This window comes from Streptococcus sp. HMSC074F05 (assembly GCF_001808725.1).
Lineage (GTDB): Bacteria > Bacillota > Bacilli > Lactobacillales > Streptococcaceae > Streptococcus > Streptococcus parasanguinis_I.
Genome location: NZ_KV794411.1, coordinates 267,646 through 289,224, shown reverse-complemented (window position 1 = coordinate 289,224; position 21,579 = coordinate 267,646). Strand labels below are relative to the sequence as shown.

Genomic DNA, 21,579 nt, shown 5'->3' with positions numbered 1-21,579 from the left:
ATTTTTACCTGCTAGCACTCCTTTTAATTAGATTTGTTGGTTGGGACTTTAAAGAAGTCTTTAGAAAGGTAACCTTTCCCACTAATCAAGTCGTATTCAACCATTTTCAAATCCTCTGCAATTTCTTGTGCTTCTCCTTCCAAGGCCTTTTTATCGACACTTGCTTTTTTCAGTACTTCTGTCAACAAAGCATAGTAAGGCGAAACTTTTGAATTGGTCTGTTCAAAGACCATAGCAGAGAAATCACTTGAATTGACCAAAGGATAGTTCAATTTCGGTGCATCAAAATTACTCCAAATGAAGTAATCTGTCTGATACTGACTCTCCGGATTATTCTTAAAGGCGGACTCAGGATAGAGACCTGGCAAATGATCCCCATAAAATACCACTGTAATCTTCTTATCTATTTTAGAAAGACTTTCCAGGAAGGATTGGGTATCACTATCCGTATGTGTTAACAATCTAGAATAATTTAATAATTTTGCATTCTCCTCATCTGAAAATTTTTCTCCAATAGCGGTTAAATCTTCTGGACTAGATTCAGACCAAGGGGCATGGTTCTGCATCGTAATAATTGAAAAGAATTGATTTTCATTTTTATTAGTTGACAGATTTCGTAGAATCGTATTATAAAGAGTCCGATCACTTAAATACGCACCTTGTTTTTCATGTTCTACCCCTTTTGCAGGAGAAGTAATAAATTTATTAAATTTTAAATCTTTATATACAACATTTCTAGAGTAATTTCTAGGATCATTAAAATGAATAGCAATCCTATCTTTCTCATTAAAACTGTTACTTATCGATGGTTTTTGTATTAACTTAGGAAATACCTCTGTATGTAATACAGCAACACTTTGAGACATATTGTAATATGGAAGTCCAAACAAAGTTTGAAACTCCATATTTGCAGTTCCACCCCCGTAACCATCTGATTGCATTAAACCACTTGTTGTATTATTCTTTATGGATCTTATATTCGGAATAACATCTTTATTTAACTTAACAGTATCAATTCGTGACGGATCTGAAAAGCTCTCACTCAAAATATAAATAATTGTATTATCTTGGATATTTGAATTTCTTGTCTTATTCAATTCCGAAGCTATTGATGCATACTTTTCTTTTATTTTATTTATCCGTGCTTTAGAGTATCCCTCGGGGATAGGAACCACTTCCGTCGACATTTGATTAAACCAAACATATGAAATTGATTTATATCTAGCATTAACAGTATTTCCCATCCAAACAATATTTTGAAAGTTATTTAATTGTGAAACAATCGGAACACCGTCTCTAACTTGACCATTTTGTTCTTTATTACTCAATAAATCAAAAACATTAACATAAACTATTATAATGGTTAATAATAGCAGAATTCTAAAAAGGAAACTTCTCAAGATTCGTCCTTGAAAGAAAAGTTTTCTTAAAATAATATATAGCAATGGTAATAATACTAAACATAAAATGCTGTAAAGTACAATAGACGGATCTACAAAACCAAATAATTGATCAACAGATGACAACCAAGATAAATCACTTGGCAAAACTGGTTCATTCCTCATTGAAAATTTAATTGCATTAGCAATAGAAAAGACTGTACCAAAAGAAAGAATAATTAAAGTACTTAAAACAACCTTATTAGTTACCAAAAAAACTGAAATAAATAAAAGAAATAGTGTTATAAATTGAAATAACAAAGCTCCTGGTAGAAATGAATAACCTAAAAACTTTTCACTATTTCCCATCCCAATTTGCAAAGTAAAATTGAATACTATAGCAAATACAGCACTAAAGAATACAGATAAAGAGAAGGATGGTTTGTTTTTTATAAAATCACTTTGACCTTTCATAAACAAAAACGTGACAAAACTTAATAAAATAAACAAACCAAAAGTAGTTGGAAAGAGAGACCAAAATTGAGCTTCTGAATACTTTCCTAAATTATATTTCTCCCCAATCTTTATAAAAGTAGTTGTTTTTGAAATAAATGATGGAATTTTACTATCCGAAAATATTAATAAAGTCAAAAATTGTCCTAATAGTAAATATTCAAACTCTTTATTAATTGCAACAGTAACTCTTCCACGATGAGTTTTATTTTCGTAATATTTTCTAAAAATGAAACAAAGACTAGAAATTAATATAATTGAAAACAAAGTCCATAATCCATTTGTTTGAAGAAACGGATTATTTTTAAAATTCCATAATTTAAATTTAGGGTTATTAATGTTAGTAGTAACATCTACTAAATACGATAAACTTGTATATATAAAATACCCTACAATACATTTCAACAGAAAGAACCACTTAAAATCAAATTTTGAACTCAAATAAGCAATCAATAAAATGGCTATTCCAAAAATTAATCCAAAATTATTATTCAATTCCCTAACAGAAGTTGTGGATCCTATGGTATCAATTAGTCGACAATTTAAAAGAAAAACATCAATGAAATAGAATAAAAATAAAGTTGCAATGTAATACCATTGAGTTCTTGAAACTTTCGATAAAGCTGAGAGGATAAATTCTTTAAAATTAAACTCTTTTTTCCGTTTCATTATTTCACTTTCTTTATCATTCTTTTTAGTATATATTTCACAGCTCTTGCAGGCCCTATTACGATATACTTCAAGGCTCCTTTGATCCCCCCAATTTGATTAAAGTCCACAAAGGTATGGGGTTGAAGATCCTCACGATTGTTCAATTGCTTATTATCAATAAATGGTGTCAGAACATGTGGGTTTTGAGAGATCCTAAAGTCATATTTTTGGTCCCAAGCAATGTAGATCAACAAACGTTCGATCGCATGCAATATCGAATTTTGAGGTAAAGGTTCGGCTGGAACATCTGCTGCTGTCAAATTTAAAACAAAGAGTGGTTTCAAAGCATCGTATTTAAACCAAACAAAGGTTCCATAACTCATAACAAAGGTATTGAGATTTTTGAAGTCAATCGTCTTGGTCGCTCCCATCCGTTCCCAGAGCTTATTCATCTCTGGTGAAATAAGAGCCTCATTCCAAGCAACCACTATTCGATTGTAACGGAAGAAAGTTGGAATATCTGCGATAGTGATTCCGACTTTTGGATTGGCTTCCATATTGGCTAGGATTTGATCAGCCGGTTTGACCAACATCTCGATCAATTCTTTCCGCCAAGATTCACCTGCCCAGAAATCTGCTTCTTTGGATTTCTTGGTATGGAAATGACCAACATAATCGTATTTTGAGAGTTGCTCTTTTAAGAGCAGCATTGGCAACACATCTCGTCCAATGTTTCCAGTCACCACAACCGTCGCTTCTTGCGCCCGATTAGAAAGAATTTGCTCAATAGCCTGCTTCTTCTCTTCTACATCTGTCGTGATCCATAAGTCATAAGCGAAATGAAAGTCTTGAAAAGCATTTAGAAATTCTTCCAAGAGGTCCACATAAAAGACATGAAGATGAACTGCAACTTTTTTACCGAACTCTCCAGCTAATTCCTGATTTTTCAAGTACTTACGAGACAAGAGATAAGGATAGTCCGGACGATCAATCATAGACATGTGGTTGAGAATCAAGTCTAATGGGTAGTTCGATACACGCTCCAACTCGTCGAAAATATAAGGCATAATTCCTTCATTGTTTGCAATGGTTTTGACTTTGATGAAAGGAACCTTATGATTGAGAATCGCTGTAGGATTGTAGTAAGAAAAGTCCGGATAGAGCATCCCTGTGGTGTCTTCATGAATGGTATCAAAGACCGTCTTATAGTGAAAACCTGCATCCAAGAAATTCGTTGTGACCTTGGTTTCATAGTTATCAATCACATCTTGAACATTGGTGAAGTCCTGAACACCTTGCCAAAATTCATGGAAGGCACTAGATGTCAGCACCTGTTTTTTAAAACTAAGATAATAACTCTGAATATGCTCGTTAAAATCCTTGTCTTTCCGGTAATTGGTCATTCCCCAGAAATCCACTTCATTATCCTGTTCGAACTGCTGATAAATTGGTTCTAGATCCCAAAGAGGTCCAAAGCAGGTATCATTCATGAGGGTAACCGAATCAAAATGAGCCAGTTGATCAAAGCCGACTGTCTTCATTCCATCCCGCCAAGCCGCAAAGTCAAAGCCACTATTTTGGCGCTCTAGAATATCGTCTACCAGATGCTGTGCTAATAAATTAGACTGCACATCTTCTGGTAGTTGACTATTGGAGATAAAGACCACCCGTGAATACAAGGGGCGAATCTTTTCTAATTGATAGAGTACATGTCCACTAATAAAATTGAACTTATTGTAGTGAACATATAAAAGTAAACGTTGCATATTATTTCCTTATTCTTAAGAATTTCAAAATCTTTGTTGGAATGGTCCAACGGCGAGAATGGATGACGGAATTGTATTCATGAGATAATTTTTCATTTTTTTGAGTCAATTCTTGTACGTTTTGAGACAATTCATCCAGTTTATTTATTGAAATCTCTAAATCTTTTTGAAGATGATTGATTAAGTTTCCCATTTCAAAAATCCGCCATTCTTGTTTTGCATCATGCTCGGCTTGTATTTTTGCAATGTCTAGAATGCTCTGTTCAGGGTACTTATTTAGATACTCTAATTGTGTTTTTAACAAACCATCAATCCTATATTTCATTTTGACAGGATCTACCGGTCTTGAATCTGAATTACTTGACATTCTATACGCAACAGTTGCATCTTCAATAAAAGTAAGTTCTGTCAAATGAAAGAATTCCAACTGCATCGGAAAACCATCATCAACAGAATCCGGTGCTATCATGTGATTTACTTTTTGCATCAATTCAGTTTCAATCATCCATGACGAAGGTAACGTCATACCTTTCGTGGCTAACATCTTACTATAAGTATTTGCATATGCAATAGGACCATTTTTAAAAACATTTTCGTAGATAGTCTTATTTTCTTCATCTACAATATTAAATTCTGTATTACACCACTTAGAGTTTTCACTTGATTCTAATAAATCAAATTGTTTTTGTAATTTTTTTGAATCAATCCAAAAATCGTCTGCGTCACATCTTGCAATATACTTCGCTGTTACCTGATCACAAATATCAATCCAAGTTCTAGTTAATCCTTTGTTCCGATCATTAAATACAAGAGAAATTTTATCTGGGTATCGATCCCTGTAATCTAATAATATCTCCCTTGAATTATCTGTTGAGCAATCATCAACAACTAGAATATCATATGGAAAATCTGTTTCTTGGCACAAAAAACTATCTAGAGCCATTGAAATATATTGACTATAATTGTAACTTGTACAAACTATTGTTACCACTGAATCCTTCATAATAATCACCTATTCAATAATATCCCACTTCCCATTTCTCTGAATTAATCCAGAAGAAGAGTCCATAGCTGAAAAATCATCATTTGTTATATCCGTTCGATTCATTACAATTAGAGGTGCGTTAGCTTCTGTTGCAAAAGCTAACATTTCACGTGATTCTCCTAAAATAGTGACCTGTAATTTTAATTTTAAATTATTTATTGCATTTAAACTACATTTATATCGAAAAATCTTGTGTCCCTTTGATGTTGTTGGAAAATCATAAGTATTGTCATTATAAATCCAAATATTTCTATCAATATCTGTCATAGAGAAAACTAAGTAAGTAACTATATCTTCTTCTAAATCATAAGAAACTTCAAATTCTACCATATCGTTCTGATGGATAACTTGATCCGAAATCATTTTGACTTTTAGATTTTTTACTACACTAATATGATCCTTAATATCGTCAGTTTTCTCAGGATGTTTACTTGTAGTCGCATTATCAACACTATACTGATTTGCTACGTCTTCCGGGGCTCCTAAAGCCTTCACCAAGCCATTTTCAATCAAAACAGCCTTGTTACAATATTTCTTGACGGCTCCCATATCATGGGTAACCAGAATCGTGGTTTTCCCTGATTTCTTGCGTTCTTGGAAGTAATCGTTACACTTTCGCTGGAAGGCCTCATCTCCTACTGCTAGGACCTCGTCCAAAATCAAGATATCGCCTTGGGCCTTAATGGCAACCGAAAAGGCTAGACGAACCTGCATGCCTGATGAGTAGTTCTTAAGCTTTTGGTTCATGAATTCATGCAACTCAGCAAAGTCTACGATATCATCATACATGGCATCAATTTCAGCTGTTGAGAAGCCTAGCATAGCCCCGTTCATATAGACATTTTCTCGACCTGTCAGTTCTGGGTTAAAGCCCACTCCAAGCTCAATAAAGGACACCAGTTTCCCATCAATAGTGACGGTTCCTTTTTCTGGCACATAGATTTCAGAAATAATTTTCAAGAGAGTCGATTTTCCAGAACCATTTCTTCCGAGGATCCCGAAAAAGTCTCCTTTTTCTACTTCAAAAGAAATATCCTTAAGAACATGTTGTTCTTTGTATCCTTTGATTCCTTTGAAGCGATTGACCAGGGCAGTTCGAAGGCTATTGGTTGCCTCTGTTGGCAACTTAAAGTACTTGCTGACATGGTCTACTTTTACTGCAATTTGTTTATCTGTCATTAGAGAATCTCCGCAAATTTCTTAGCATGTTTGTTAAAGTAAGCAAAGCCAGCAACAAAAATAAGAATTGGCAAGACATAAGGAATCAGAACCAAGAACTTATTTTCCACCAAAAGCCAGACAGGGGTGTTGGCCTTATCAATCAAGAAATAACGCATGTCTTGAATAATTTGAGCCAAAGGATTCATCATGACCAACTTAGCCGCCCATGGATTGCGGTCTGCAATAAAGGTAATCGGATAGATAATTGGCGTCGCATATAGGCCTGCTTGCAGGAGTACTTCCCATACTTGACCTAAGTCACGGAAACGAACAAAAAATGTCGCTAAGATCAGTGCGCATCCTGTCGCCATCAAGAATAACTCAAAGAATAGCGGAATGACCATCAAGGCTGTCCAAGAGAATGTCACCCCATTGAAGAATGAAAAAATCAAGACCACTACAAGGTTGATAACAAAGTTGATGGCTGCTCCTGAAATCGCAGACAAGACAATGATGTGTTTGGAGAAGTTCAATTTTCGCAACAAGTCGCCTCGACTAACGATCGACACCATCCCCATAGATGTGGCTTCTGAAAAGAAGCCCCAGATTACATTGGCCAACAAGAGGGCAACTGGGAAATGGGGCACATCTCCACCCAAGCGTAAGAATCGGATGAAGACAATATACATGATCGTAAAAGTCATCAGGGGCTTTAAAATCGACCAAAGATAACCGATTGCTGATCCCTGGTAGCGTAATTTAAAGTCTGTTTTGATTAACTCTCGTAATAAAATTCGATTTTTCTGACTAAAAACGTCAAACATTATTTTTTACCTCGATATGCAAACTTTGTCAGAATCAAGCTGGTAAACACAACCGTATGAAAGGCTCGGTTCTTCCGGTAACCATACTGACGAATCCGTCTCAGACGTTCTTTTAGTGGAACATCCATAATGGTGACAAAGTTTTCAATAATTTCTTTAGTTTGGGAACTGACAGGCAGATCCAATAGATTTTTTGCTTGTTCTTGACTAGACTCTATGAGATTCCAATACTTGGCAAACAGCACATGGGGTCGGATCCAATTTTTAACCCGTTTTCTGAGGGTTCGAGCACCCAGAACATTGCTACTGTGCTGACGGTACAATTCTGTTGGTTGATCGATATAGATGAGCTTCCCAAAGGCAGTTGCCAACAAGGCCAAATACCAATCATGCATAAGGAGCGCATGTTTTTCTTGACCTGTCCATAAGTCAGCCAGAGCGTGGTTAATCATGGCAACTCCGCCAGTTACCGTATTTTCCGTCAACTCTTGAATCAGTTCGGTATTGGCATAATCAGACTGGGTGCGAATCATACTCTCATGCTGCACATTCAAGTTTTCATCGACCACTTTTAAATCTGTGTAGACCAGCAAAGGCACTTCTTGAGGATGCTTCTCGGCTTCTGCTACTTGAAGAGCAATTTTTTCAGGAAGCCAGACATCATCTTGGTCACTGAAGCAATAAAGATCTGCTTTCTCATACTTCAAGAGGGCATGGAAGCTCTTGATAACACCGAGATTTTCGATAGCTCCTTGGTTGATAAAGCGAATGCGCTCATCCTGGGCCACCAACTCTTGAATGATCTCCACCGTACCATCTGTCGATCCATCATCTCGGATCAAGAGTTGCCAGTCTTGATAGGTCTGGTCTTGGATACTTTTGACCTGCTCTTTTAGATACTGTTCACCATTATAGGTGGACAACAAGATATTTACTTTCATGATAAGAATAATTCCTCGTACTCACCTACAATTTTTTCCCAGGTAAAGTTTTGTTTCATATTGGCCTTGGCACGTTGACCCCATTCAGATACATCTTCTAAAGAATCTACCTGGTCAATCAAATGCGCTAAATTCCCAGTTTCTTTAGTCCAATATTGAGCCGAATCCTTAGCGACCGTTTGGTTAAAGGAGACTCCTAAAACTAAATTCAGATCCGTCTGGGCAAGAGCCTCTAGGAGACCAGGATTGGTTCCGCCCACTTCATGACCATGGATATAGGCAAAGGCTTCTTTACGGATATATTTCAATAGGTCTTGATCATAGACCGTTCCTACAAACTTGACGCGTGGATCCTGATCAAATCCAGTTCGAGCTCGGAGCTCCTCAAAATAAGGATTGCCTTCCTGGTTACAAATGATCACCAAATCCCGCTTGGTAGAAGAGGCCATAAATTCACGAATGGCGGTCTCGTAATTGTTTTCTGGGACAAAACGACCCAAGATCAAGTAATAGTTCTTCTCCTGTGTCTGCCACTTGTGATAGAATTCTCGGGCCTTATTATCCTGACTATTTAGGCTAGTAGGAGATAAGTCCGTTCCGTAGGCAATATAGGTCGTCTTGGACCAAGGATAGGCTTCCTTGATATAGGACTCAATACCTGGGTTGTCAGAAATCACCAAGTCAGCGTGGCGTGTCATGATTTTTTCAGAATACTTGAGATAGGCTTGAATTGGTTTAGCCCACTTGGCCCGCTTCCACTCCAGTCCATCTGGATTGATATAGAATCGTCCACCCATCTTATGGATCTTACGCGCAAAAGGCGCCACAAAGGCTCCGATTGTATTGCCCAAGACGTAAAAAATCGGCTGTTCAATTCCTTGTTTCTTAATAAGCTTCAAGGCATAGTTGATGGCCATCATATCATAGGCGATGACACGCGCAGGCCCAAGCTTGGGAGCTTTAATCGTAAAACAATCGACACCCTTATAGTCAAAATGATAATAAGCTTGATCATTAGAAAGGCAGGCAACATGATACTGGATATCTGAAGACACTTGATGCGAAACCAATTGGTCCACAAAAGTCTCAAAACCGCCATATTGAGCCGGAAGCCCACGACTTCCGATAAAAAAAACATGTTGCATAGAGTTCCCTTTCAAATCATTCACAGTCTATTCAATTATACCATTTTCTAGGCTTTTTGCCTAATCCAAACAGAAAAGCGACCCTTGAGGGCCGCTTCTATTTGTTCTTATTTCACTTCTTGTTTATAAAATTCTTTCAAAGCATCTTTCCAAGTTGGAATAACGAATCCTGTAGCCTTAGCCTTAGCCAAGCTCATCGTTGAGTTGAGAGGACGTTTTGCCTTAGCTGGAAATTGGCTGGAATCCACTGGCTTCACTTCTACATCCGTATCTTTGAGGATTTCAACTGCAAAGTCATACCAAGTTGTATCTTCTGCTGCATCATTTGACAAGTGGTAATAACCATATTCCTTACGGTTTTCAGCCAAATAAGTCATAAACTCTGCAAGAGTACGGGTCCAGGTTGGACGACCATGTTGGTCGTTGACGACTGTAAGTGTTTTGTGAGTCTTCGCAAGATTTTGCATGGTGAAGACAAAGTTCTTACCGTAGTTCCCGAAGACCCAAGCTGTACGGATGATATAGAAGTTAGAAACATGCTTCTCAACCAATTCTTCCCCCATACGTTTGGTACGACCGTACTCAGTTTGAGGATCTGGTTGATCATCTACTTCCCATTCTTGTCCCACCGGTTTATTCCCATCAAAAACGTAATCCGTTGAGATATAAACTAAGGTTGCACCGTGTTTTTCAGACGCTTTTGCTACATTTTCCGTACCAGTCACATTGATCGCATAGTCCAACTCTTTTCCTTCATCTTCTGCCGCATCAACAGCTGTATAGGCAGCACAGTGGTAGACTAGGGTTGGTTTCACTTCTGCGAATACCTCGTCTACTTTCTCTGCATTTGTGATGTCCATTTCAGCTACATCAACAGCTACATATTCTTCATTTCGTTCATCTAACAAATGGCGAAGTTCTGTTCCAAGTTGCCCATTTGCACCTGTAATTAAAATCATGTTAAGTTCCTTTCGAATGCTTTTTCCCTATCATTATAGCAAAAAAAGCAGAAAAATTCTGCTTTTACTTGCTTTTCTCTTTGATGACATAGATTGGACGTTTCTTGGTTTCCATGAATATCTTACCGATATATTTCCCTAAAATCCCAATGGTTAGTAATTGGAACCCTCCTAGGAAAAGAATCACTGTCATAAGGGATGGCCAACCTGAAGTAGGATCCCCAAAGACTAAGGTACGGATCACAATCAGAATCACCATGATAAAGGCCAAGATCCAAGATAAAAGTCCACCAATAAAGGCAATGTTTAATGGGGCATCCGAAAAATTGACAATCCCTTCAATCGAATACTTAAAGAGGGACCAAAAATTCCAAGACGTCTCTCCTGCTACGCGCTCTACATTTTTATATTCGAGGTATTCTGTCTCAAATCCTACCCAAGCAAAAATTCCTTTTGAGAAACGATTGTACTCCGATAACTCCATAATGGCATCGACCATGGGACGGCGCATCAAACGGAAATCACGCGCCCCGTCAACCATTTCCACTTGGCTAATATGATTGATCAATTTATAAAACATTCGCGAAAAGAAAGAGCGGATCGGTGGTTCCCCATCACGGGTTACGCGTCTCGTTCCGACACAGTCTAAATCCGGCTGTTCCTCCAACTTCTGCTTCATTTCGATCAATAACTCAGGAGGGTCCTGCAGATCTACATCCATGACGGTCACGTATTCACCACTAGCACGCTCAAGTCCAGCGTACAGCGCCGCCTCTTTCCCGAAATTTCGAGAAAAAGAAAGGTAGTGCACATTTGAATCTGTAACATGTAGCTTTTGAAGAACAGATAGCGTACCATCTGAAGAGCCATCATTTATAAAAATATATTCAAACTTTTCTCCCATCTCCATCCGAACACGTTCCATCGCTTGATAAAATAATGGAATCGATTCTTCTTCGTTAAAACATGGGACTACAACTGATATGGTCATCTCTTACTCCTTGGCTTATTCACTTTCTATTGTAACAAAAAACTAGGGTTTCCCCTAGTTTTTTGTTATATACTATAAAATTAATACTTAACCGTATATATTTTAATTCCATTCACATCAGCTATCTGTTCAAAATTTATCATGCCATTAGAAAGATCTTCAAGATTCCGATCAGTCATAATATACTTAATTTTCAGTGTTTTCAATTCAGTGATTGGTAGTGAAACAGTATAAGAATCTGGGCTATTCAATTTAAATTTTGCTTCAGAATTTTCATCTATTAGATTAAAACTAATATGTGCATAACGATTGTATACTTTCGAATCATCATTTTCTTTATCAATTTTCTTCCATAATTTGATATTCGGATATGCATTTGTAGAATTTAAAACAGAAGCTCCTCCTAATAATGGTACATTATTGTATGGTAATGCAGGAAGTCCTCCTTCGACGATCCATAATCCTGGATCAGAACTATTTATAGATTTAATACGTTCTACTAAAGGACTTTTTGTTACTACATCACTTCCAACACGAACTGGGTTCGCAAGTACACCAGCTAAGAAACTAATGGAAATTCCCATAACTAAGATTCCATTTAAATTTCTACGAAATACAAAATAAAGGATAGCAAACAATACAAAAATTGCAACTAAAGTAAATAATCTAAAGTAAGTCTGTTGATCAACTCCACCTATTGTTGTCAATAAGTACTCTCTAATCTCCCCTTTAGAAATAAAAACGATTCCTACTGATAACAGGATAGCAGTGATAAAAGAGCCAATCCTTGATAAACATCTTTTTGTTGAAATCGTTAGAAAACGAACTAATATTATTAAATTCAAAATTCCAAAGACACTCAGTAATCTTGCAGGGGTTGTAAAAGACAATAACGTAATTCTTGCAAAAATTTTGGGAATAGAAAATGAGATATATAACAAGAATAGGGCATCAATCATCATTAGCATACTTAACAATTTATCTTTTGTTTTAATAATTGCTAAAATTGCTAAAACCTGTGTGACTGGAAACAGATCATAAACTGAATCCATTGCACGCTCATCAATAATATCAGTTATAGGATAGAAAATCTGATAAACATAGTCAAATATCCATTTAAAGGCTCCACCTCCAAAAGAAACCCTATTACCTGGATAGACAGTATTCATTGTTGTTTGAACAGTAGGCCATGCCTTACTTAATACTATATATGAGGAAGTAATGATAAGGACTATCATTAAAGTAAGCAGTGATAAATCAAGTTTATAATTGAAATTAAAAGTCTTGTAATTTTCAATGATAATATAAACTAATAATACAAAGAAAATATAAGCCAATGGTACTTGCCAGGCCGGATAGAAGGTAAGAATATATACACTTCCCGCCCATGACATAATTACTGTATAAATTAATTTTAGAAAAGGCCTATTTTCTTTCAAATATTCATCAAATAAGACAATAAAAATACTACCTGCCGCAATCATTTCGATCATGCCATACCACCATTGAACGACGGCACTAAATGTTATCATAAATGATAGAAACAATGATAACTTTCTATTATCATTCGTCACAACCCGGCCCATTTCAAACACAGACATGAATAGAAATAGTATTTTGAAGGTCCATAAAAATGAAAGGCCACGCTCAAAACCTAAAAATAGGAATCCTAAGTTCGCTGGTCTAAATAAGGTAGCAAAATCCCATGATGCTAAACCACTCAAAATAAAAGTATCTGTACCTCCACCCCTTATCAAAGATGAGTAATAAGCATAATGATTAAATGATTGAGATAATTGAAATGGAAGACTTACCGACCACTCATCCGATCGTAAAGTCCTACTTACACCAAGTAATATATGATCTTTATCAGTATTATTTAAAAAGATACCTAAAATTCCCATGGATGACCCATTAATTTTAAATAAAACAGCAATAAATAATACTACTAAAGCTAAGATATACCTATATTTAAATAATAACTCTCTAATTTTTTTGGAAGAACTTATCAAAAAAACAACAGATAATAAAGCGACGAATAACATTAAAATCAACAAGATGTTTTCATATTTTGTTATCCAATGTATAATTTTAATAGACGCATCTGGGGCACCTATTTTTTTTACAGTAGTTAATAATAACCAAATTGAAATCAAAGAAGTAAATAAACCTGCGATTCCAATATTTCTAAATATTTTATTCAAGATAACCTCACTATAGATATAAATTAGATTCTACAATAGCCAAAGGAATGGTAATTTAATAGCAATAATAGATATCACTTTTTATTCTTAATATGACCTTTACAATATACTTTTGAAAACAATTTCATTAATTTAAATCTATTCAACAAATCAGTAAATACAATGGCTACTTTCACGATTAATCTTTCACTTTTGATTTTTGGATTTAAAACTGAAATCTTACTTTTCATATCATGATTTATCACCCACTCATTTATTTTTTTATATTGTGATAAAAATTCATCACTACTCGAGTTTCTTCCGCCATCTAATAACCAATATAGTGTGAATTTTTTAATAAAGAATTTGATTAGATCTAGTTCGTAATAGTCTTTCGGAATAATTTTAGAAATTTCAGTCAATAGATCAATAATATTTACATCTGGGTTAAAACCTTTATTAAGTGTATTAGATGCACTATTTTCATTATAAAACCAAAAATAACCACAATAACTAATCGTATTTATATTTTTTGACTTTGAATACACTTTTAAACTAAATAATAAATCCTCACCCAAAGGAAATTCCGGAAAATGAAGATTGTTATCTTGTAAGAATTTTTTTCTATAGATGCGAGCACATGGTGAAATCGATCTATATTTCGACCATTTATCTTTACCCAATTGGATAGAAAATAGTTGTTTACCATCTTGGTTTACTCTCTGAAGACCACCAATAACTGCATCATCTATCCCACTTGATATTTCATCATAAAACACCTGCAAGTAATCTGGGTTTATATAATCATCACTATCGATAAACATGATGAATTCACCTTTTGCAAGCTGGATACCTTCATTTCTAGTATAGGCTGCACCTTTATTTTCTCGACTCAAAGTTCTAATATTTGGAGAAAATTGTTGGTATTCATTCAATATTTTAAACGAATTATCCTTTGAACCATCATCAATTGCAATAATTTCAAATGATTTAAAACTTTGATTCAAAACGGAATCTATACATCTTTTGAGATATAATTCTGCATTATATACTGGAATAATGACACTAATCTTAGGCGCTTCTTTCACAATCTTATCCTTTATATATTTTAATAGAACCCATAGTTTTGCAAATAATTAAGATATTCAAACTTTTATATTTTTATCAAACCTCGAGCACGCAATCTTTAACCATTCGTATCCTGACTCTTTTTATAAAAACGATTTAAACATTTCGCTAATACGTTTGGCCAAAAGAGTTTAAACATCATGTAATCTTCCTTTGTTCGAGTATTGTCACTAATGGTATTACTCGTTTCAGAGTCTTCATGAATACGATGACACATTAATTTCTTTGGAACATATACAAATCTGCCATCAAATTTAGCCAAATGGTACCAGGCAAGCCAATCTAGACTAACTCTCCATTCCTCATCAAATCTAAAGCCCTTAACCAATTCTAAATTATAAGTTACAGCAGGGCAACAAATTGGATTTCCAAAAGCAAGAATCCGATTTCTCCACCACTTAGTTTTAGGGAATAATGAGATTGTTTTTAACATTAATGATTTGATTTTTAGATTTGAAGTCGGTTTAATGACCTCTCCATTTTTTTCTTCAAAATAATCAGAATAAAGAATGATAGCATCTTGATGCTTCTTTATCCTCTCTTGAATTTCCATTAAATAGGTTGGCTCATAATAATCATCTTGATGGGCTATTGTAGCATATTGGGTAGTAACAAAAGATAAAGCATTATTCCAATCTTTCCCAATCCCGCCACCTACAGTTGTATTAAACGGAATGGCATATTTTTGGCAAATACTTTCGATAAATACACTTGGAGTAGAAGTATACAAAATGATATTACTTTTTACGGTTTGGCTTAATAACGAGTTTATACAATCCTCTAAAAAAGGACTATCCCCATAAGCACAGATTACAAATGTATGATCATTCCACTGATTCATATTTTTGAATCTCCTTCCTTCTCATAATTACAAAGACAATCCAACTAGCAATGGTGTAAAACAACATAACAATAACAAAACTAAGCCCTGCTCCAAACAAGCCAAACTCCCTCATCGCTATAGGCGTAAGAATATTCGTCAATAACGCCATTGCGACATAAACATAGAGTAGATAGACTTGTTTCCTCAATATAATTAAAAAATCACCTATGACAGAAGCTATAGAATATAAAAAGCCGGAAAGCACTAAAATAGTAAGTAATAAACTATAATTTGATAAATCAATACCACTTATAATATTCAAAATAGGAATCCCTATCAAATAAGCCAGTATTGATACTACTAGTCCCAAAATCATAAGCAATAATAAAATCTTACGAATCATAGCATTAAATGTATAAAATCTTTTTTCTGACCATTGTTTTGCCAAATCGGTTATTAACGGTCTTAGTGCTAATACAAATAAACTCATAAAGAAAACAGGCATGAATAGAATACTGAAATCCCTTTGAGCACCTTCACGTAATACGCCCTCTACTAGCAATTTATCAATCACTTGTTTTGGATAATTCAATACATATACCAATAAAAAGCCGTTGACAAACAATGGAAGGCAAGTTTTCATGATGCTAATTGATCGCTTAAATGTAGCAGATGAAATCTGATTAAAAGGTATCGTTCTTATTTGTTTGGATTGGATGTAATCACCCCCAAAAACAAAAAGAACATTAAAAAAACATAAACAAATTAAAGAAAAAATTAAAGAATTTGAAAGTAACAAACTAATTAGGAGAATGATTGTGCTTAAACTATAACGAAGCACCATTAATTTCCCTGCAATATCTAAACGTTCATGTTGTTGAAATAATCCTTGGAATAAATCAGAAAAAGCATCACATGAACGATAAATAACTGTTAGGATGATAATTAAAAATAAATCCCCTTTTCCAACATTATTTCCACTAAAAAATAAATACGGAAATAGTGAAACTAACATTAAACAAACTGTAATAACCCTAGTTAGCCAATATTCCAAATACGAGTACGTTTCTTTCAAATCAGTCGCCTGATAATTTCTAACTTGAAAAATACCAATGACAACCCATAGGTTTCCAATTGCATAAGCCAAACTAAAATTATCAGCATCACTTGCGGAAGTATAACGAGAGACAATAATCAAATACAATATTGAGACTGCAGCTGCTGCTATATTTCCTGCAAAATTCCAAAAATAAATACTCCTATTTACTTTATTGTTCATTTTCATTCTCACTTCTTAATAAAGCAATTGTTTGTGACAATTTCTTAATCTGTACTGATTGTTTTGATACAGTACGAGTTAATGAAAAAATTAAAAATATTAATAAAAATGTACTTAATAAAAAAATAAAGTTACTTAGCGTTTGAATACCAAGAAATAAAGATATTGCTCCAATCAAATTAGGAAACCAAATGACTGGAAGCGAAAGCAAACAAAGAATGAGCCAAGAAATGACATTTCTCAGTTCAACGACTTTCTTTGCAACTAGGCGTAGAATATAAACGATAAAAATAATTACAATAAGGGTTAACCAAATATTTAACATGTTATTTCTTATATCCTCCACCAATTCTAGCCAATAGCATTGCCATTGTCACTTTGATCATATAGTAAACAGACTTACTGAATGTAATCGATGATTCTCCGTGTTCTCGCTCATTCATTAATACAGGCACTTCTGCAACGGAATAGCCTGAGGTTAAGAGGGACACAATCGTCTCTGGTTCTGGATAATCACTTGGATATTGTTTAGCAAATTCTTCAATCACCTTTCGATCAGCCACTCGCAATCCTGAGGTTGGATCTGTTACCTTTTGACCGGTTAAAATCTTAATTAATTTTTCAAAAAATGAAATTCCAATCCGTCGCGCGAAGGAGGATTGGAAACCTTGATTTTCAATGAAACGAGAGCCAATCACCATATTCACATTCTTCTCTTGAAGGACTTGAAGCATCTTTCTGATAAATTCAGGATTATGCTGACCATCTCCATCCACTTGAACAGCATATTGATAGCCATTTTTAACTGCATATTGATAACCAGTCTGGACAGCACCACCAATTCCTAAATTAATCGGTAAATCGATAACGTTAAAGTTGTTATTGCGACAAATTTCAAGTGTATGATCTGTAGAACAATCATTGATAATGACATAATCAAATTCAGGTGTATGTTCTTCAATCATCTTGATTGTTTTTTCAATATTTCCACTCTCATTATAAGCAGGAATAATGATCAGTAATTCTGAATTTCTCAATCCTATTGTTTTCCCTTCTAAGCATATCACTTCATTATACAATAATCAGTGCATATTTTCTACTTTATACTGTCCCCTCCCCCTTTTCATGGTATAATAGAGTGAATCGATTACGGAAGGACACCTTATGTTAAAGCTGGGAATTATTGGTACGAGTTGGATTTCACATGAATTTATTACAGCTGCTCATCAGACAGGCCACTATCACTTGCATGCTGTGTATTCGAGAAAGATGAAGACAGCTCAAGAGTTTTGTGAGCCTTATGGGGCGGTCTCTTGCTACACGGATTTCATCGACTTCTTAGACAGTGAGCTGGATGTGATTTACATTGCTAGCCCCAATTCTCTTCATTTCGCTCAGGCCAAGCTTGCTATTCTGGCCAAGAAGCATGTCATCATTGAAAAACCGGCTGTGACCAAGCCTTCTGAATGGAAGGAACTGGTCAAGCTCGCTAAGGAGCACCAGGTCTATCTCTTTGAAGCTGCCAGAAATTACCAAGAAGCAGCATTTCAAGTAGTTAAAGACTTCCTCTCTAATCAGGAAATACTGGGCGCCAACTTCACCTTTGCCAAATATTCTTCCAAATTGCCAGCCCTTCTTGCAGGTGAGATTCCCAATATTTTCTCAGATGTCTATGCAGGTGGAGCTTTGATGGATCTGGGTGTCTACTGCCTCTACTTGGCGATTGGCTTCTTTGGAGAACCGATCTCCAGTCACTACACCGCTCAGCAATTACCCAATTCGGTTGATCTCTATGGTCAAGGTGTCTTGATTTATCCAGAGTTTCAGGTTGCCATTCAGGCAGGGAAAAATATCACCAGCCATCTACCTGCTGAAATCTACACCAAGACTGGAACGCTGACTCTCAATGCTGTAGCAGCCATCAACCAGGCTCGCTTCGTCAGCCATTCTGGGGAAGTTATCGACCTTCCGATCCAGTCCTGCCCGCACCAAATGCAAGAAGAGGCGGAAGCCTTTGCCCTTGCCATCGCTCATCAAAAGCCAGCTGCTTATCTTGAATGGTTACAAACAGCTGAGCAGGTCCATGAAACCCTCTACCAGATGCGTCAAAGCGCTGGAATACAATTTAAGGATGAAAAAGAATGAAAGAACAATTTCCACAAAGCTGGAAAGATCAGCTAGAAACACTCGGATTTGATACATTCACTGAAATTCAAGAGCAAATCTTCACCCCTATCTATGAAGGAGAAAATGTCCTTGGGATCAGTCCTACCGGTACTGGTAAGACACTTGCCTACCTCTTTCCAAGCTTGCTCAAACTCAAACCGAAGAAAGCCCAACAACTCTTGATTCTAGCTCCTAATACAGAGTTAGCAGGACAAATTTTTGATGTCACCAAGCAATGGGCAGAGCCTCTTGGGCTCCAGACCCAACTCTTCCTGTCAGGATCCAGTCAAAAACGACAAATCGAACGCCTCAAAAAAGGACCCGAAATCCTGGTTGGGACGCCTGGCCGGATCTTTGAACTGATCAAACTGAAAAAGATCAAGATGATGAATGTGGAAGCCATCATTTTAGATGAATTTGACCAACTACTGAGTGATTCTCAGTACCACTTCGTCGACAAGATCAGCCACTATGCTCCCCGCGACCACCAACATATCTACATGAGCGCTACAGCCAAGGTCGATCTAGATCAGCTAGAGGAAAATACTCTTCGCATTACGGTTGATGGAGTTTCTTTGGACAATATTCAACATTTTTATATGCAAGTGGATCGGCGTGACAAGGTTGAATTGCTCCGCAAACTCGCCTACGTCGAAGATTTTCGTGCTCTGGCTTTTTTCAACAGCCTATCTGATCTGGGTAGTGCTGAAGAAAAACTACAATACCGGGGTGTTGAAGCCGTGTCGCTCGCAAGCGATGTCAATGTCAAATACCGCAAGGTCATTCTGGAACGCTTCAAAGACCATCAGCTGACCCTCTTGCTGGCCACCGATTTGGTCGCTCGTGGAATCGATATTGAACATCTTGAGTGTGTGATTAACTACGATATTCCTCGTGATGTAGAGACCTATACCCACCGTGCCGGTCGTACAGGACGAATGGGGCGTGATGGCTATGTGATTACCTTTATCACCCACCCAGAAGAACTCAAATCCTTAAAAAAATACGCTTCTGTACGTGAACTGGTTTTAAAAAATTCCGAACTCTTTTTAAATGAATAAGAAAATCCTCTGCTAGTGAATGAACTGCAGAGGATTTTTACGTTAATTTCCATTGTAATAGATGCGATGGCTTTCAAGTTGATAATCCAACAATTCATCCACCGTTACAAAAGTATAGCCTTGTGATTTGAGGTAGTCAAGGACGGTCGGTAGAGCGTCAATCGTGGTTTGATGGATATCATGCATGAGGATAATCGAACCCGGTTTGACTTCTTTTTTCACTTCATTGAGAATAGCCGTCGTATTATGTGTCTTCCAATCTAGGCTATCCACATCCCACATGATGAAAGACTGGTCGACACTGTATTGGATGGCGTTATTGATGGCTCCATACGGAGGGCGCGTGATCTTAGTTTGAACGCCTGTCGCTTTTTGAATAGCTTCTTGAGTATCCAAGATCTCTTTTTTAGCATTATCCAAGCTCAATTTTGGCAATTGAGGGTGATCCCAGGTATGGTTCCCGATTTGATGACCTTCTTTGCGGACTTGCTTAGCAATATCAGGATTCGCACTGACATTTTTTCCGACCATAAAGAAGGTAGCTTTGGCATTGTATTTCTTTAAGATGGCTAGTGCCTGAGGAGTCGTGGTTGGATCTGGTCCATCATCAAAGGTCAGAGCAATCATCTTACGGTGGCGTTCTTCAATATAGGATTGATAAGAAGCTAGATCATCAGGAAGCAAGCGCTCTGTATCAATCACGTCATAGAATTTAGACAAGGGAACAGTGAAGGTATCATCTCCCTTAACCTTAGTTGGAAATAGAATGGTGAAATTTCCTTTTTCATATTGGAATTCCCATTGGCTCAAATCCAACTCTGAGAAGTGGGCAACCATTTGATCAATGCTTTCCTCATCCAACTGACGAAAGGCTAGATTCCCTCGTAATTCCTCCAAAAAGATCTGTTTGGCTCCATCTGGATCCGCAAAAACTTGGCTCAGGGTCAGAGGATTGTTCTCATCATCCAAGTAAAAGAGGGGCAACTTCACCGTCTCATCTTTGATGAATTTCCCTTTTTTGTACTGGTATTCAGACCGCTTAATCTGGATCGGGTGATAGCCGACAAAAGGCGCTTCTGCTTCTTCACTATGGTAGAAGGTCAAATGCTTTGGCTCTTTGGTTTTCTCATCGGATCCTAGACGCTGAAGGTCTTCTTGGATCTTCTCTTTAATAATTTCAACAGCTTGTCCATCCTTAGTAGGATAATAAGCCGTCACATAAGAAGTTCCTAAAATTCCTTCCTGAACCTGGGCATCTTTTCCTTTTTCAGAGCTTTTCTCTAATTGGGTGACCTTGGCAAACTGATCCTGATAGGCTTTTTGTTCACGAAGCCTTTGAATCTTTTGATACCCGATATACAAAAGACTCAGAAAAAGGAGATTTATAATGATTAATAAAATAGTTTTCGTGTGTTTGAATCTCATAACTTTATTATAGCAAATTTCTCTCGAAAAAACATTCCTTTTTTGTAAATGGTTTCATAAAAAAGAGAGAGTGGGACAGAAATCGGTAATTCGTTAGAATTCGATTTCGTCGTCCCACCTCCGCACAGTTGAGTAGGAC

The 21,579-nt window shown here is 36.4% G+C and carries 18 protein-coding genes; 2 read left to right on the top strand and 16 right to left on the bottom strand.

Annotated features, from left to right (window positions below):
- Positions 1-23: 23 nt before the first annotated feature.
- The 15 genes from HMPREF2685_RS05105 to HMPREF2685_RS05030 form a co-directional block, all read right to left on the bottom strand.
- The gene (locus tag HMPREF2685_RS05105) at positions 24-2,561 is read right to left on the bottom strand and encodes an LTA synthase family protein (protein ID WP_070465703.1); all 2,538 of its coding nucleotides are present in this window, start codon (positions 2,559-2,561) and stop codon (positions 24-26) included.
- Positions 2,561-4,309 carry a rhamnan synthesis F family protein gene (locus tag HMPREF2685_RS05100; protein ID WP_070465700.1) on the bottom strand — a complete coding sequence of 583 codons (1,749 nt, stop codon included), beginning with the start codon at positions 4,307-4,309 and terminating at the stop codon, positions 2,561-2,563. Before HMPREF2685_RS05100 ends, HMPREF2685_RS05105 begins: the two co-directional genes overlap by 1 nt.
- Before the next feature lies 1 nt (position 4,310).
- Positions 4,311-5,312 (bottom strand): glycosyltransferase, encoded by a 1,002-nt coding sequence (locus tag HMPREF2685_RS05095; RefSeq protein ID WP_070465697.1) that lies wholly within the window; start codon positions 5,310-5,312, stop codon positions 4,311-4,313.
- A 9-nt stretch (positions 5,313-5,321) separates the two neighbouring features.
- The gene (locus tag HMPREF2685_RS05090) at positions 5,322-6,533 is read right to left on the bottom strand and encodes an ABC transporter ATP-binding protein (protein WP_070465694.1); all 1,212 of its coding nucleotides are present in this window, start codon (positions 6,531-6,533) and stop codon (positions 5,322-5,324) included.
- Positions 6,533-7,339, bottom strand: a complete 807-nt coding sequence (locus tag HMPREF2685_RS05085) for an ABC transporter permease (RefSeq protein ID WP_003003247.1) — start codon at positions 7,337-7,339, stop codon at positions 6,533-6,535. The genes HMPREF2685_RS05090 and HMPREF2685_RS05085 overlap by 1 nt, the downstream gene beginning before the upstream one ends.
- Positions 7,339-8,280, bottom strand: coding sequence for a glycosyltransferase family 2 protein (locus HMPREF2685_RS05080; RefSeq protein WP_070465692.1), 942 nt, complete (start codon positions 8,278-8,280; stop codon positions 7,339-7,341). The genes HMPREF2685_RS05085 and HMPREF2685_RS05080 overlap by 1 nt, the downstream gene beginning before the upstream one ends.
- The gene (gene cps2T / locus HMPREF2685_RS05075) at positions 8,277-9,425 is read right to left on the bottom strand and encodes a beta 1-4 rhamnosyltransferase Cps2T (RefSeq protein ID WP_070465689.1); all 1,149 of its coding nucleotides are present in this window, start codon (positions 9,423-9,425) and stop codon (positions 8,277-8,279) included. Before cps2T ends, HMPREF2685_RS05080 begins: the two co-directional genes overlap by 4 nt.
- Positions 9,426-9,532: 107 nt before the next feature.
- The gene (gene rfbD, locus HMPREF2685_RS05070) at positions 9,533-10,384 is read right to left on the bottom strand and encodes a dTDP-4-dehydrorhamnose reductase (RefSeq protein ID WP_070465686.1); all 852 of its coding nucleotides are present in this window, start codon (positions 10,382-10,384) and stop codon (positions 9,533-9,535) included.
- 64 nt (positions 10,385-10,448) lie between these two features.
- Positions 10,449-11,375 (bottom strand): glycosyltransferase family 2 protein, encoded by a 927-nt coding sequence (locus HMPREF2685_RS05065; RefSeq protein WP_070465683.1) that lies wholly within the window; start codon positions 11,373-11,375, stop codon positions 10,449-10,451.
- 80 nt (positions 11,376-11,455) lie between these two features.
- Positions 11,456-13,579 (bottom strand): DUF7657 domain-containing protein, encoded by a 2,124-nt coding sequence (locus tag HMPREF2685_RS05060; protein WP_148130446.1) that lies wholly within the window; start codon positions 13,577-13,579, stop codon positions 11,456-11,458.
- A 74-nt stretch (positions 13,580-13,653) separates the two neighbouring features.
- Positions 13,654-14,646, bottom strand: a complete 993-nt coding sequence (locus HMPREF2685_RS05050; protein WP_261710249.1) for a glycosyltransferase family 2 protein — start codon at positions 14,644-14,646, stop codon at positions 13,654-13,656.
- A gap of 98 nt (positions 14,647-14,744) precedes the next feature.
- Positions 14,745-15,527, bottom strand: coding sequence for a glycosyltransferase family 2 protein (locus HMPREF2685_RS05045; RefSeq protein WP_049482506.1), 783 nt, complete (start codon positions 15,525-15,527; stop codon positions 14,745-14,747).
- Entirely contained in the window at positions 15,511-16,788 is a 1,278-nt protein-coding gene (locus HMPREF2685_RS05040; RefSeq protein WP_065426856.1) for a lipopolysaccharide biosynthesis protein, read from the bottom strand. Before HMPREF2685_RS05040 ends, HMPREF2685_RS05045 begins: the two co-directional genes overlap by 17 nt.
- Positions 16,778-17,113 carry a DUF2304 domain-containing protein gene (locus tag HMPREF2685_RS05035; RefSeq protein ID WP_049472006.1) on the bottom strand — a complete coding sequence of 112 codons (336 nt, stop codon included), beginning with the start codon at positions 17,111-17,113 and terminating at the stop codon, positions 16,778-16,780. The genes HMPREF2685_RS05040 and HMPREF2685_RS05035 overlap by 11 nt, the downstream gene beginning before the upstream one ends.
- Position 17,114: 1 nt before the next feature.
- Positions 17,115-17,825, bottom strand: a complete 711-nt coding sequence (locus HMPREF2685_RS05030; RefSeq protein ID WP_049472007.1) for a glycosyltransferase family 2 protein — start codon at positions 17,823-17,825, stop codon at positions 17,115-17,117.
- A gap of 127 nt (positions 17,826-17,952) precedes the next feature.
- Here HMPREF2685_RS05030 and HMPREF2685_RS05025 point away from each other — a divergent pair, with 127 nt between their 5' ends.
- The gene (locus HMPREF2685_RS05025; RefSeq protein ID WP_070465673.1) at positions 17,953-18,933 is read left to right on the top strand and encodes a Gfo/Idh/MocA family protein; all 981 of its coding nucleotides are present in this window, start codon (positions 17,953-17,955) and stop codon (positions 18,931-18,933) included.
- A complete protein-coding gene (locus HMPREF2685_RS05020) occupies positions 18,930-20,015 on the top strand; it encodes a DEAD/DEAH box helicase (RefSeq protein ID WP_070465670.1) in 1,086 nt (361 codons plus the stop codon). Before HMPREF2685_RS05025 ends, HMPREF2685_RS05020 begins: the two co-directional genes overlap by 4 nt.
- A gap of 42 nt (positions 20,016-20,057) precedes the next feature.
- Here the strand turns inward: HMPREF2685_RS05020 and HMPREF2685_RS05015 are convergent, their stop codons facing one another.
- Positions 20,058-21,440, bottom strand: a complete 1,383-nt coding sequence (locus HMPREF2685_RS05015) for a polysaccharide deacetylase family protein (RefSeq protein WP_070465667.1) — start codon at positions 21,438-21,440, stop codon at positions 20,058-20,060.
- Positions 21,441-21,579 lie beyond the last annotated feature (139 nt).

What these genes read in the sequence shown, in the direction of transcription:
- HMPREF2685_RS05040 (WP_065426856.1), bottom strand. Translation starts at nt 16,788, where the DNA reads ATGAACAATAAAGTAAATAGGAGTATTTATTTTTGGAATTTTGCAGGA.
- HMPREF2685_RS05100 (WP_070465700.1), bottom strand. Translation starts at nt 4,309, where the DNA reads ATGCAACGTTTACTTTTATATGTTCACTACAATAAGTTCAATTTTATT.
- HMPREF2685_RS05035 (WP_049472006.1), bottom strand. Translation starts at nt 17,113, where the DNA reads ATGTTAAATATTTGGTTAACCCTTATTGTAATTATTTTTATCGTTTAT.
- HMPREF2685_RS05080 (WP_070465692.1), bottom strand. Translation starts at nt 8,280, where the DNA reads ATGAAAGTAAATATCTTGTTGTCCACCTATAATGGTGAACAGTATCTA.
- HMPREF2685_RS05095 (WP_070465697.1), bottom strand. Translation starts at nt 5,312, where the DNA reads ATGAAGGATTCAGTGGTAACAATAGTTTGTACAAGTTACAATTATAGT.
- HMPREF2685_RS05105 (WP_070465703.1), bottom strand. Translation starts at nt 2,561, where the DNA reads ATGAAACGGAAAAAAGAGTTTAATTTTAAAGAATTTATCCTCTCAGCT.
- HMPREF2685_RS05020 (WP_070465670.1), top strand. Translation starts at nt 18,930, where the DNA reads ATGAAAGAACAATTTCCACAAAGCTGGAAAGATCAGCTAGAAACACTC.
- HMPREF2685_RS05025 (WP_070465673.1), top strand. Translation starts at nt 17,953, where the DNA reads ATGTTAAAGCTGGGAATTATTGGTACGAGTTGGATTTCACATGAATTT.
- cps2T (WP_070465689.1), bottom strand. Translation starts at nt 9,425, where the DNA reads ATGCAACATGTTTTTTTTATCGGAAGTCGTGGGCTTCCGGCTCAATAT.
- HMPREF2685_RS05085 (WP_003003247.1), bottom strand. Translation starts at nt 7,339, where the DNA reads ATGTTTGACGTTTTTAGTCAGAAAAATCGAATTTTATTACGAGAGTTA.
- HMPREF2685_RS05045 (WP_049482506.1), bottom strand. Translation starts at nt 15,527, where the DNA reads ATGAATCAGTGGAATGATCATACATTTGTAATCTGTGCTTATGGGGAT.
- HMPREF2685_RS05090 (WP_070465694.1), bottom strand. Translation starts at nt 6,533, where the DNA reads ATGACAGATAAACAAATTGCAGTAAAAGTAGACCATGTCAGCAAGTAC.
- HMPREF2685_RS05015 (WP_070465667.1), bottom strand. Translation starts at nt 21,440, where the DNA reads ATGAGATTCAAACACACGAAAACTATTTTATTAATCATTATAAATCTC.
- HMPREF2685_RS05065 (WP_070465683.1), bottom strand. Translation starts at nt 11,375, where the DNA reads ATGACCATATCAGTTGTAGTCCCATGTTTTAACGAAGAAGAATCGATT.
- rfbD (WP_070465686.1), bottom strand. Translation starts at nt 10,384, where the DNA reads ATGATTTTAATTACAGGTGCAAATGGGCAACTTGGAACAGAACTTCGC.